The organism is Pseudarthrobacter sp. GA104 (assembly GCF_009741265.1).
GTDB lineage: Bacteria > Actinomycetota > Actinomycetes > Actinomycetales > Micrococcaceae > Arthrobacter.
The window spans coordinates 2,581,766-2,593,989 of sequence record NZ_WOWL01000001.1; the positions used below are offsets into that span (position 1 = coordinate 2,581,766).

Consider the following 12,224-nt stretch of genomic DNA (forward strand, 5'->3'; position numbering starts at 1 on the left):
TCCAGAATAGCGGCGCACGGCCAATGCGCTGCTCACAGTTTCCCCAACTGGTTCAGCGCAGGCCCCGCGGCCAGGGCAACCACTAAGCCGCCGATGCACAGTGCACCAGCAGCCCGCCGCCGCCCGGGCGATGACTGCGGTTGGCCGTACACGATGGGGACGGACAGTGCCAGGGACGGCAGCGAAAAGAGGAGTGGCAGGCTGAAGAACACCAAAGGCACCAGCCAGGGCGTCTCTGAGGGGCCGTTGGACGGATACGTGGCAAGCATGGCAAACATGGCCAGCGGCGCAGTAATGGTCATGCTGGCAAGGGCAAGGCCGGCCAATATCAGGCTGGCGTTTGCTTTGCGGACGTTGCCGTGGACATGGGGCGCCCTACTCTCAGCCGGGGTTTCCCCAGCCTGCGACAGCCCGTGCCCACGTGGCTCATTCGGTGGCTGAATGCCCATCACTCTCCTGTCGTTTGCGTGATCACTGTGCAACCTGCGGCTGCCGCGGACTGCTGCTGCGGGTTCCAACGTAGGCGCAGGGGCGGAACCGCCGGGAGGTGCCGCGGTCCATATGTGGATAACCAGGCAGCCAACCCATCCTGCAAGAATGGGCGGATGAGGGAAGCGACCAACGCCGAGGCAAGGAACCGCCGGGCAGATGACCCTGCGGTGAAGGGGCAGCCAGGGACGCTGGTGGACGCAGAGGTTGACGAGACGCCCGCGCCCGGGCCCACCCAGGTTGGCAGCCGCCGGCAGCTCGTATACCTGGGGCTGTGCCTGGTCCTGATCGGACTGAACCTGCGGACAGTCTTTTCCAGCTTCTCCGCAGTCTTCCCCGAGGTAACGGCCCAGGCAGCCCTGCCCGGCTGGGCCGTGGTGGTGCTGACCACCGTGCCCGTCACGCTGCTGGGCGTGTTCGCACCCCTGGCCCCCGTACTGGCCAGGCGGTTTGGTGCCGAGCGCGTGCTCCTCGGCGCCATGGCGGTGCTTACGGCAGGGCTGTTGCTGCGTCCCGCTGAACTCGGCCTGCCGGGAACCGGGCAGGCCGCCGGCCACCTGCCCGCGCTCCTGGCCGGGACAGCGGCCTGCGGGGCGGCCATCGCCCTGTGCAACGTGCTGCTGCCCGGGCTGGTCAAGCGCGACTTCCCGCACCGGCTGGGCTTGATGGGCGGGCTCTACACCACGGCCATCTGCGCCTCGGCGGCGTTGGGGGCCGGCTTCACCTACCCGGTCTACACGGCAACGGGCGAGTGGACCCTGGCGCTGTGGTCCTGGGCGGTGCCTGCCGCCGTCGTCCTTCTGTTGTTCCTCCCGGTGGCCCTCCGACAGCCGCGCATCCGGCACCAGGCCGTCCGGGACGGCGTGAACGTGTGGCGCTCCCCGGTGGCCTGGCAGGTGACCATCTTTATGGTGCTGCAGGCCATGATGTCCTTCAGCGTCTTCGCCTGGCTGGCGCCGATCCTCCGGGAACGGGGTGTGGACGGGGCAACGGCGGGGCTGATCGTCTCGATGTCCATCGTGCTGCAGATGCTCGGCTCGTTGTTCGCGCCCGCACTTGCCGCCAGGTTGAAGGACCAGCGTGCCATCAACACCGCCGTGGCCCTCCTGACCGGGGCAGGTTTCGCGCTCAGCATCTTCGGCCCCCTGGACCTGGTCTGGGTGTGGGCGGGCCTGCTGGGGCTGGGCCAGGGGAGCCTGACCGCCGTGGCGCTGACCATGATCATGCTGCGGACCCGTGACGGGCACACCGCCGCACACCTGTCCGGAATGATGCAGGGCGTGGGCTACGGGCTGGGCTCCACCGGCACGCTGATGGTGGGCCAGCTGCACCAGGCCACAGGGTCCTTCACCGCCGCGGGTGTCCTGTTCCTGGTGGTGGGCCTGCTGGCGGGGATCTTCGGATACCGCGCCGGCCGCAACCGGTTCGTCAGTTAGGGGCCGGGCTGCCGTGCAGGATTCCGTTGTTCCAGCCACCCGTCCCGCCGCGGGCATTCTCCGGGGGCCGTACCTCTGGGTGACCGTGGGCACGTGCGCCCTGGTGTTCCTGGCGGCGTTCGAATCCCTGGCCGTCACCACCATCATGCCCCTGGTCAGCCGCGAACTCGACGGCGCAGGACTCTACGCGCTCGCGTTTGCCGGCCCGCTGGCAACAGGGGTGATCGGCATGGTTGCCGCCGGAAACTGGTCCGACCGGCGCGGCCCCACAGCCCCGCTCTATGCCTCCGCGGCCTTGTTTGTGCTGGGCCTGCTGATTGCCGGAACCGCGGTGTCCATGCCCGTGCTGGTTGCAGGCCGCCTGGTGCAGGGCCTGGGCGGGGGAGCCCTGACAGTGGCGCTGTATGTGCTGGTGGCGCGCATCTATCCCGGCGCCCTGCACCCCAAGATCTTTGCCGCGTTCTCCGCGGCGTGGGTGGTCCCGTCCCTGGTGGGGCCCTTTGCGGCCGGGATCGTTGCGCAGGTCTTCAGCTGGCACTGGGTTTTCCTGGGCGTCGTGGGGCTGGTCATCCCCGCCCTGCTGATGATCGCGCCTGTGCTCCGGGGACTGGAACCCCCTCCCGGACCGGCCGGGGAGTCGCATCCGCCGCCACCCTGGGCGCTGGGCCGGTTGGCCTGGGCAACCCTGGCGGCGCTCGCCGTGCTGGGGCTCAACCTGTCACGGGAGATCCGGATCCCCGGCGTTCCCGCCGCTCCGGCACTCCTGGCGGCCGCCGCCGTCGTGATTGCCCTGCTGGCCGTCCGCCCGCTGGTGCCGCGGGGCACCCTCACCGCCCGCCGCGGCTTGCCCAGCGTGATCCTGGTGCGCGGGCTCGCCTCGGCCGCGTTCTTCGGGGCCGAGGTTTACCTGCCATACCTGCTGATCGAGCAGTACGCCTTTTCGCCCACCTTCGCCGGCCTTACGCTTACCGGCGGGGCGCTGGCCTGGGCAGGAGCGGCGGCAGTGCAGGGCCGCCTGGGCAGCAGGCTGTCCCATCGCCGTGCGGCGGGCATCGGCGCGCTGATGGTCCTCGGGGCGGTGATCCTCGCCCTGGCCACCACCGCGCTCCACTGGCCTGCCGCCGTCGCGATTGCCGGCTGGATTTTCGCCGGCGGCGGCATGGGGCTGCTGTATCCGCGGCTCAGTGTCATGACCCTCGCCCTGTCCAGCAAGGAGAACGAGGGCTTCAACAGCTCCGCCATGTCCATCGCGGACTCGCTGGGCGGGGCGCTGGCCCTCGCTGCGACGGGCATCGTCTTCGCAGCGTTTACGACGACGACGGAATCCTTCGCCGGGGTCTTTGGCCTTGCCGCCGTGCTCGCCGTAGCCGCGGCCGCCGTCGCGCCCCGGGTCACCGGCCGCCCGCGCACGTAGCGCGCCCGACGGAGCTCCCGGGCAGGTCTGATTCCTGTGGCTGGCCTGATTCCTGGCGCGGGGTCAGGGCAACCGGGTGGCCCGCAGGACGACGTCGGCGATCGTTGCGTGCTGGCCGTCAGGCCCCGTGACCGGCCGCTCCCGGCTGGTCTGGACCTCCAGCTGCCATTCGGGGCTGTCCAGTCCCAGCTCCCGGACGAGCTCGTCACCGGTGTAGAACATCCCCCTGTGGTCGTGCCCGCCGCCCCACGGCGGCAGCCTGTCCGGGTGGTGGCCCACCACCAGCAGCGTGCCGCCGCGCTTGACTGCCGCCGCGGCGGTGCGGAGCGGGCCCTGCCAGGTGAGCTCCTGCGAGTGCAGGAACTGCGATGTCACCAGGTCGAAGGCGTCCCCGGGATCCCATTGGTCAAGGTCAGCCTGCTGCCAGGTGATCCGGCTTCCGATGGCGCCCTCCGCGGCATGGACGCTTTCGCGGGCCAGCCCGGCCTTTTCATGGGAACGTGCCCGGTCCAGGGCCACCGCGGAGACGTCGACGGCGGTGACTGTCCACCCCTGCCGGGCAAGCCAGATGGCATCAGCTCCTTCGCCGCAGCCGAGGTCCAGCGCTTTCCCGGGACGGAGGCCGCCGGCTTCCCGCACCAGCTGGGGGTTGGGCTTGCCGCTCCACAGCCGGGGTTTGCTGCGGTAGCGGTCGTCCCAGATGGCCGCGGCATCGGCTCCGGCGTGTACTGCCACGCCCTCGGCGAACGTGCCGCCGGAGGGGCCGGCGTCGTGCAGCTTCTGCTGCGGTGCAGGATGCTGCGCTTCATTCCGGTGGGGCGCGTGTTCACTCATGCCTCAAGCCTGCCCCGGCCCCGGGCCCAAGGCAACGCCCAACTAGGTAGCGCTAAGTGTCGTTTTCAGGGGTCAAAACGACACTTGGCGCTACCTAGTTGGGAGGGGCGGAAATGGGGAGCGGTCCCGGGATGCTAGACTGGTGGAACTTGATGTGCAGTGATGCCCAGGTTTTCCGGTGTGAAGGTCCTCCTTCATCCAGGGACTGGGCTTTTTTCATGTGAGAGGCACATCCTGCGTCGATGAACGCGTTCCATTTGGTCCCGGCCGCCGCTTTGCATAAGCGGCAGCAGGCTGGTTGATCACCTGAATTTTCTTCGGCGAACCCTTGAGCCAACCGGCATCGGGGGCCGATATCCGCACGGATACCGCCTGAAAGACCTTTGACTTTGACTACATTTGCTGCCCTCGGCACGCCCAAAGCCCTTGCTGACACCCTCACCGCCCAGGGAATCGAAACCCCGTTCCCCATCCAGGTGAAGACCCTCCCTGACACCCTTGCAGGACGCGACGTCCTGGGCCGAGGCCGCACCGGCTCCGGCAAGACCATCGCTTTCGCCATCCCGCTTGTAGCAAGACTCGCTGAGCGGGAAGCCAAGCACTTCCGCAAGCCCGGCCGCCCCATGGGCCTGGTCCTTGCACCTACCCGCGAACTGGCCACCCAGATCAACGCCACCATCGAGCCGCTGGCCAAGGCCGCCGGCCTGAACACCACCGTGATCTACGGCGGCATCTCCCAGGCCAGGCAGGAAAAGGCCCTGCGTGCCGGCGTCGACATTGTCATCGCCTGCCCCGGCCGCCTGGAGGACCTGATCCGCCAGCGCATCCTCACCCTTGAGGCCGTGGAAATCACCGTGCTGGACGAAGCGGACCACATGGCCGACCTCGGCTTCTTGCCCGTAGTGAAGAAGCTCATGGACATGACCCCCAGCCAGGGCCAGCGCCTGCTCTTCTCCGCCACCCTGGACAACGGTGTGGACAAGATCGTCCAGCGCTACCTGTCCAACCCGCTGACCCATTCCGTGGATGACCCGCAGGCCGCGGTCACCACCATGGAGCACCACGTCCTGGTGGTCAACGACCAGACCGTCAAGAAGCAGCTGATCGTGGAGCTTGCCTCCGGCGCCGGCCGCCGTGTCCTCTTCATGCGGACCAAGCACCACGCCCGCAAGCTTGCCAAGACCCTGACCGACGCCGGCATCCCCGCCGTCGACCTGCACGGCAACCTGTCGCAGAACGCCCGTGACCGCAACCTCGCCGAGTTCTCCAACGGTGACGTCCGCGTCCTGGTGGCCACCGACGTCGCCGCCCGCGGTGTTCACGTGGACGACGTCGAACTGGTCATCCACGTCGATCCGCCCACCGAGCACAAGGCATACCTGCACCGTTCCGGCCGCACCGCCCGTGCCGGCTCCGACGGCACCGTGGTCACGCTGACCCTCCCGGAGCAGCAGTCCGACGTGAAGAAGCTGATGAAGGCCGCCGGCGTCGAGGTCAACTTCGAGCGCGTCACCGCCAACTCACCGCTGGTTGCAGAACTCGTGGGCGAGATGGCCGACAAGATTGATCCGCGCACCCGCGCAGCACTGCTGGCCAAGAAAGCCGCGCAGCAGGGCGGCGGCGCCTCCACCGGTGCCAACGCCGAGCGCAAGCGCGCCCGCCGGCAGGCCGCACCCACCACGGGTGGCCGTGGCGGACGGGGCGGACGGGGCAAGGTTTCGGCCGAGCCCGTCCGCACCGATGTTCCCCGCGCCGAGCGCCGGGCCGTGGCCTTCGAGGGCCGCACCGAAGCCCGCGCAGCATTCGACCGGGTGGCTGAGCAGAACGAGGACCGCGCCATTGCGGCGGCGGCGGCACGGCGCAACAACCGTGGCCGCGTCACCGCTTCCACGCACCGCAACGACGTCCCCGCAGCAGGTGGCCGTGCATCGGCTGGCCGCGGTTCGGACGGCCGTGCAGAATCACGCGTCACCCGCAGCGACGCCCCGCGCGGCGGCACCGGGCGCCCGGCTACCTCGGGTGGCCAGCGCAGTGGTCGCCCGGCAACCGGCCAGCGGGCCGCAGCAGGTGCCGGTGCAGGTACCCGCGGTGGCGGTTCACGCTCCGCTGGTGCAGGTGCGGCCACCGGCGGCAACAAAGCCGTCTGGTCCTCCAACACCGGCGGCACCTCCGGCGGGTCCTACGGCTCAAGCAACGGCGGCGGCTCCGGCCGTCCCGCCCGCAGCGGTCCCCGCCGCGCGTCGGCTCCGGCGTCGAACGAGCGCCGCAGCCGCTAACCTTTCGGACTTTCGCGCCCGAAACGGACGGCCGCTCCCGGGATCCCGGGAGCGGCCGTCCGATTCGGTAGCGGAAAGCGGCGGGGTGCTCACCAGCCGCGGGCGCGCCACTCCTCGAGGTGCGGCCGCTCGGCGCCCAGGGTTGTCGGCTTGCCGTGGCCCGGGTGGACGACGGCGGAGTCCGGGTAGGCGCCGAACAGCCGCTTGGTGACGTCGGACAGCAGCTGGCTGAAGCGCTCCGGATCCTTCTGGGTGTTGCCTACGCCGCCGGGGAACAGCGAGTCGCCGGAGAAAATGTGCGTTGGCCCCTCGGGGTCTTCATACACAAAGGCAGTCGAGCCCGGCGTGTGCCCGCGCAGGTGGACGGCCGTGAGCGAAAAGCCGTCCACGGCAACGGTGTCCCCGTGCCCAAGGGGCCGGTCCACTGCGACAGGCAACGCGCCGGCGTCGTCCGTTCCCGCAACGGTCGAAGCCCCGGTGGCGGCCACCAGCTCCTTCAGCGCCCGGACATGGTCCCAGTGCTGGTGCGTGGTGGCGACTACGACCAGCCGGGCTGGTGCGGACGCGTCAGCGGCGCCGTCCTGCAGCAGCTGCTGGATGGCGGGAAGGTCGTCCGCGGCGTCGATCAGCACCTGCTCGCCGCTGCCTTTGGCTGTCAGCAGGTACACGTTGTTGTCCATTTCGCTGACTGAAATGCGGCGGATGGTCAGGGCGGGCAGGTCATACAGAAGTGAGTCCATGGGCCTGAGTCTATTCACGGCCCTCGGACACCCAGTTGGGGTCCGCTGAGCGGGAACCGACGACGGCGGCCGAGGCCTGGTCCAAAGCGTCCAGTTGGGCCGGGGCGAGGTCCAGGGCCAGGGCGCCCAGGTTTTCGTCGATCCGGTGCCGCTTGCGGGTGCCGGGGATGGGGACCACCGGCAGGCCCAGCCGCCTGCCTTGGGCGAACAGCCAGGCGAGTGCCACCTGCGCGGGCGTTGCGCCCAGCTGGCCTGCCACGGACCGGACGGTGTCCACCACTGCCTGGTTGGCACTTGCAGCATCCAGGGCGAAACGGGGGATCCGGCGTCGGAAGTCCTTCTCGCCCAGGCTCGAGGCGTCCACGGTGCCGGTGAGGAATCCCCGGCCCAGCGGCGAATACGGTACAAAACCCACTCCCAGGGCGGCCGCGGCAGGAACAACGTTGCGTTCCACGTCGCGGCTCCAGATGGACCATTCACTCTGGACCGCCGCAATGGGGTGGACGGCGGAGGCGTCCTCCAACTCCTGGGCCGTCACTTCAGACAGCCCCAGGTGCTTGACCTTGCCCTGCTGCACAAGCTCCGCCATGGCCTCCACGGTTTCCACAATCGGAACGCGGAGGTCACGGCGGTGCATGTAGTAGAGGTCGATCACGTCTGTGCCCAGCCGTTGCAGGCTGCGGTCTACGGCCTGGCGGATGTAGCCGGCGTCGCCGCGGATGTCCGTGTACCCGTCAGCCGGCGTACCCACCAACCCGAATTTGGTGGCCAGCTGGACCTCGTCCCGCCGCTCCTTCAGCAGCCGGGCGATCAGTTCCTCGTTGCTGCCCCCGCCATAGATGTCCGCGGTGTCAATGAAGCTGACACCGGAGTCGACGGCGTGATGCAGCGTCCGGAGCGCATCCTCCGCGTCCACCTCCCCGTAGACCGGCGTGAGCGCCATTCCGCCGAAGCCGAGGGGGCTGACGTTGAGGCCGTCGCCCAGTCCAACTGTGGAAGCCATGGGTTCTCCTGTTCGTTTGCTCTTGTTCAGGTTCAAATATTCACAATCGCGGCACGGCCTAATCCCAGGGGATCACCCGGTCCGCCGCCTGCCGGGTGGCCTGGATCAGCACGGCATTGGCTTCGTCGGGACCGGCTGCCCACGCTTCCGCCGCCTGCCGGTCCATCCCGAACGAGACATGCCTTTCCACGAGCCTGCCCAGCCTCAGCGCCGGCGGCGTGTCCACGAACCACACCTCGTCCAGCCGGGCGCGGATGTCTTTCCAGGGTCCCTGCTCCATCAGCAGGTAGTTGCCCTCCGTGATGACCAGCGGCACCTCCGCCGGCACCGCAATGGAGGCTGCCACGGGTTCATCCAGGGTGCGCCGGAACTCCGGTGCGTAAACCACCGGCTCGTCGCGGCGGGCCAGGCGGTCCAGCAGCGAAAGGTACCCGCCGGCGTCGAACGTGTCCATGGCCCCCTTGCGCTGCCGGAGCGGCGTGCCGTCAATGATGGCGTTGCCCAGGTGGAAGCCGTCCATGGGGACCACCACGGCCTGCCCGGGCCCGAACTGCTGCCGGATCCATGCCGCGAAGGTGGACTTGCCCGAGCCGGGCGCTCCGGCGATGCCCAGGATGATGCGCGTCCCGGGAACCAGCCGGCGCCGGAGGGCGTCCATGGCCTGGGTGATCTCGGGGGAGTCCATGCCAAAAGCCTAGACTGCCCGGGGCCCGGACATGCGCTGAGCCTCCCCGCCTTGGGCTTCGGGGACGGCAACGTTCGACGGCGTTTCGCCGGGACACGCCGTCGTCCGTCCTTGAAGGCGGGGAGGCTCAGCAGCGGGCTCTTCAGCCGGGCTTGCTTGGGGCGGGCTAGCCGGCCTGGAACACCGCTACGGTGCGGGCCGGGACGGTGAAGCTGCCGGTGGCCGGATTGTGGGTGGCCGTCCTGACCACCGGATCGATGCCCGATGCCTGGACCGGGTGCAGGCTGTAGGCGGTACCGGTTGTTCCGGCAACTGCCTGGGTCACAGCCTCATCGGCGGCGTTGAACACCACCACCAGCCCGCTCAGGTCCTTGTCCACGTCCGGACCCACTGAATCGTTGATGTGCATGACCACGACGCCTGGAGCCTGGTCCGGCCCTGCGGCAGGGAAGGAGACCTTCTGCTGCACCAGGCCGGCATCACCCAGGTGGAACAGGGGCGTGCTCTTGCGGATCTGCAGCAGCTCAGCCGCCCGGCCGCGCGCTTCAGCGATCGCGGCGGGTGCTGGCTTCAGTGCGGGGTCCGCCAGCAGCGGGCGCAGGTACTGGTACTTGTCCTCGTTGTCGGCCTTGGGCGGGAGTCCGCGGCCGAAGCCGTTGGTGCCATCCGTGTGGTCAAGGATGTTGAACCAGTCACCCGAGTCGTAGCTGTTGCGGTCCAGCGACTTGCTGCGGAGGGATTCCCCGCCCGCGTGCCAGAAGGAGATCCCCTGGCTGAACGCCGTGGTGCTGAGTGCAAGGGTCTGCATCCGTGTCCGTTCCGCCATGGGAGTGTCCTGCGGCAGCTTCAGGGCGAGGGCATCGAACAGTGTCTCGTTGTCGTGCGCCTCCACATAGGTGACCGCCTCCTGCGGATCGCTGGTGTAGCCCGCCGGTGCCCCGTTGTAGGGCACATCGGAGCCCTTGACGGTGGCTCCGGTGCGGTCAACGAAGGAGTAGTCCTTCAGGTTGCCGGTCAGTCCCACCTTGATCAGGTCCTGGGCAAGGAGGAGCGTTGCCTTCTGCTGCTCCGGCGTGCCGTTGGCCGGGGAGCTGTTGGGGTCGGTGAACAGGCCGGACGCGAAGCCCTGGACCCGGGGGTCGGGATCAAAGGGACCGCCGCCGCGGACGGCGTCACGCAGCCGGTCGTTGAAGGTGCCGATGCCCGTTCCGGCCATGTTCTCCTGGGTGGCCTGGACGAACCTGGCATTGTTGGCCACCTCGCCGAAGTTCCAGCCTTCGCCGTAGAGGGTGATGTTCTTGCCGTCCACGCCGTCCTTGGCGAGGGTCAGCTCATCCAGCGCTGCCCGGACGTCCAGCATGTTCTGCTTCGAATGGTGGCCCATGAGGTCAAAGCGGAAGCCGTCCAGTTTGTAGGTTTTGGCAAGCGTTACCAGGGAATCGATCATGAGCTTGCCCATCATCGTGTTTTCGGTAGCCGTGTTGGCGCAGCAGGTGGAGGTCTCAAGGGATCCGGTGGCGGCGTTCAGGCGGTGGTAGTAGCCGGGGACAATCCGGTCCAGGTTGTTGGAGCCGGACTGGCCGGCGCTCGAGGTGTGGTTGTAGACCACATCCTGGATGACGCGCGCACCGGCAGCGTTGAGGCCGGCCACCATTTCGCGGAACTCGGTGATCCGGGCGGTTCCGTCCGGGCTGGTGGCGTAGGAGCCTTCAGGGGTTGTGTAGTGCAGGGGATCGTAGCCCCAGTTGAACCCGTCCCTGGCCGCCGTTTCCGCGATGCATGCCTGCTGTTCCTCCGAATCCGCGGGGAGGGCCGCGAGGTCGCATCCTGGTTCGAGCTGTTCGCTGCGCTGCTCCTCGATGGTGCCGATGTCGTTGACGGGCAACAGGTGGACGGCGTTCATGCCGGCAGCGGTCAGCTCCCGGATGCGCCGCATGCCGTCGCTGTCCGGGTCTGCGAAGGCCTTGTACGTTCCGCGGTGTGTTTCCGGGACGGAGGAATCCGTGATCGAGAAGTCGCGGACGTGCAGCTCGTAGAGGGAGAGGTCCTCCGGCTTGTTGAGTGCCGGCTTCTGCAGCTTCTTCCAGCCGTCAGGGGCAAGGGACCTGTCCTCCACGTCAACAAAGAGGCTGCGCTCAGAGTTGGCTGAGAGGCCCACGCTGTAGGGATCGGTAACCAGGTTCCGCTCAACCTTGCCGGTTTCCGGCACAAAGACCTCCACCTCGTACAGGTAGTAGGCGCCCTTCCAGTCCTTGTCTCCGCTCACGGACCAGACACCGTCCCGGGACGGTTCCATGGGGCGGCTGGAGACGGGCCCGCCGCCGGAGCCCGAGGCGTAGGTGTGGACGGTGACGCTGCGGGCAGTCGGCGCCCACAGTGACAGCTCCGGGCGGTTGCCCTTCCACGCCAGCCCGAGTTCCCGTTCCGCCGCGCCGCGGTACAGGGTGTCCAGAATGCCGGGAACCTGGACTCCGGTGGCTGCCGTGACCTTCCCGTCGGCACCGACGGCAGCGACGAGCAGCTGGCCCTTGAGCAGTTCGCCGGCGCGGGCCGCGTCACCTTCCGCCATCCGCAGCGAGGCAAAGCCGGCCAAGTGGGGGTACCTGGCCGCCAGCCCTGCCTCCAGTGCGCCGGCCGTTTTTTCCAGTGCTGTGTAGCTGCCGCCGGTGACCTGCCCGTCCGCCACCGCCAGGCCGCCGTCGGGCGCGCTGTAGAGGCGGTAGGTTGTTCCCTCGGCTGCGGGGGCCTGCCAGGCGATGGTGTCCGCTGACAGCCAGTGCGCGCCGGCTTCGGCGCCGAGTGCCTCGGGGACGTCGTCGCTGAGGGTGTGGCTGGCGTGGTCGTAGGTGAAGGTGACAGGGCCGCCGGGGGCGTTGAGGACAAGGTCGCCGCCGCCGGCTGCTCCGCCTGCACCGTAGTTTTCGTCCCACGAATTGTTGAGGGCAACCTTCATGCCGTAGGTGCCGGCGGGGATATCGAAGGTGGCGCGGTAGAGCGTTGCCGAGCCCTCAACGGGCCGGAGCCGGCTGGCCGCGCAGTCCGGCTGCCAGTCCCCGGGGCAGCCGATTTCCGATTGCAGCGAGCCAACGAGTGCCACCGCCTGGGGTACGGCCGTGTGGTCCGCGGATGCCGGGAGGGCGAAGCTCCCCAGGGCCAGAGGCGTGGCACAGGCCGCGGCCAGGGCTGCGGTGAGTTTCCTGTTGAGGGCAGCGGGCGGCCCGGATTTTGTGGAGTGATGAGTCATGGAAGACCTTCCTTGAAGACGCCCCGGCCGTCAGCGGTGAGGAGCGGGGGTATCCACGAGCCTAAGTTTCCTTTCACATAGCGTCAATGTTTTTGCTGAAAAT

General features: G+C 68.7%; 9 protein-coding genes. 3 read left to right on the top strand and 6 right to left on the bottom strand.

Annotated features, from left to right (window positions below):
• Positions 1–32 precede the first annotated feature (32 nt).
• Complete coding sequence (locus GK109_RS11750) at positions 33–302, bottom strand: hypothetical protein (RefSeq protein WP_157240602.1); 270 nt, start codon at positions 300–302, stop codon at positions 33–35.
• Positions 303–605: 303 nt separating this feature from the next.
• On the opposite strand from GK109_RS11750, the gene GK109_RS11755 reads away from it, so the two are divergent.
• Both GK109_RS11755 and GK109_RS11760 read left to right on the top strand, forming a co-directional pair.
• Complete coding sequence (locus GK109_RS11755) at positions 606–1,925, top strand: MFS transporter (protein ID WP_197432451.1); 1,320 nt, start codon at positions 606–608, stop codon at positions 1,923–1,925.
• A 13-nt stretch (positions 1,926–1,938) separates the two neighbouring features.
• Positions 1,939–3,339, top strand: a complete 1,401-nt coding sequence (locus GK109_RS11760; protein ID WP_370460557.1) for an MFS transporter — start codon at positions 1,939–1,941, stop codon at positions 3,337–3,339.
• A 63-nt stretch (positions 3,340–3,402) separates the two neighbouring features.
• Here the strand turns inward: GK109_RS11760 and GK109_RS11765 are convergent, their stop codons facing one another.
• Complete coding sequence (locus tag GK109_RS11765; RefSeq protein WP_157240604.1) at positions 3,403–4,173, bottom strand: bifunctional 2-polyprenyl-6-hydroxyphenol methylase/3-demethylubiquinol 3-O-methyltransferase UbiG; 771 nt, start codon at positions 4,171–4,173, stop codon at positions 3,403–3,405.
• Positions 4,174–4,562: 389 nt separating this feature from the next.
• On the opposite strand from GK109_RS11765, the gene GK109_RS11770 reads away from it, so the two are divergent.
• A complete protein-coding gene (locus tag GK109_RS11770) occupies positions 4,563–6,449 on the top strand; it encodes a DEAD/DEAH box helicase (protein WP_157240606.1) in 1,887 nt (628 codons plus the stop codon).
• A gap of 89 nt (positions 6,450–6,538) precedes the next feature.
• On the opposite strand, the gene GK109_RS11775 is transcribed toward GK109_RS11770, so the two are convergent.
• The 4 genes from GK109_RS11775 to pulA all read right to left on the bottom strand — a co-directional run bounded on the left by GK109_RS11775 (position 6,539) and on the right by pulA (position 12,121).
• Positions 6,539–7,189, bottom strand: a complete 651-nt coding sequence (locus GK109_RS11775) for an MBL fold metallo-hydrolase (RefSeq protein ID WP_157240608.1) — start codon at positions 7,187–7,189, stop codon at positions 6,539–6,541.
• Positions 7,190–7,199: 10 nt separating this feature from the next.
• Positions 7,200–8,192 carry an aldo/keto reductase gene (locus GK109_RS11780; RefSeq protein ID WP_157240610.1) on the bottom strand — a complete coding sequence of 331 codons (993 nt, stop codon included), beginning with the start codon at positions 8,190–8,192 and terminating at the stop codon, positions 7,200–7,202.
• A 58-nt stretch (positions 8,193–8,250) separates the two neighbouring features.
• Positions 8,251–8,877 carry a nucleoside/nucleotide kinase family protein gene (locus GK109_RS11785; protein ID WP_157240612.1) on the bottom strand — a complete coding sequence of 209 codons (627 nt, stop codon included), beginning with the start codon at positions 8,875–8,877 and terminating at the stop codon, positions 8,251–8,253.
• Between the two features lie 166 nt (positions 8,878–9,043).
• A complete protein-coding gene (gene pulA / locus GK109_RS11790; RefSeq protein WP_157240613.1) occupies positions 9,044–12,121 on the bottom strand; it encodes a pullulanase-type alpha-1,6-glucosidase in 3,078 nt (1,025 codons plus the stop codon).
• Between the last annotated feature and the right edge of the window lie 103 nt (positions 12,122–12,224).

Bases quoted from the DNA above. Each gene is read 5' to 3' on its own strand.
- GK109_RS11750 (WP_157240602.1), bottom strand. From the start codon at position 302: ATGACCATTACTGCGCCGCTGGCCATGTTTGCCATGCTTGCCACGTAT.
- GK109_RS11755 (WP_197432451.1), top strand. From the start codon at position 606: ATGAGGGAAGCGACCAACGCCGAGGCAAGGAACCGCCGGGCAGATGAC.
- GK109_RS11765 (WP_157240604.1), bottom strand. From the start codon at position 4,173: ATGAGTGAACACGCGCCCCACCGGAATGAAGCGCAGCATCCTGCACCG.
- GK109_RS11775 (WP_157240608.1), bottom strand. From the start codon at position 7,189: ATGGACTCACTTCTGTATGACCTGCCCGCCCTGACCATCCGCCGCATT.
- GK109_RS11780 (WP_157240610.1), bottom strand. From the start codon at position 8,192: ATGGCTTCCACAGTTGGACTGGGCGACGGCCTCAACGTCAGCCCCCTC.
- GK109_RS11785 (WP_157240612.1), bottom strand. From the start codon at position 8,877: ATGGACTCCCCCGAGATCACCCAGGCCATGGACGCCCTCCGGCGCCGG.
- pulA (WP_157240613.1), bottom strand. From the start codon at position 12,121: ATGACTCATCACTCCACAAAATCCGGGCCGCCCGCTGCCCTCAACAGG.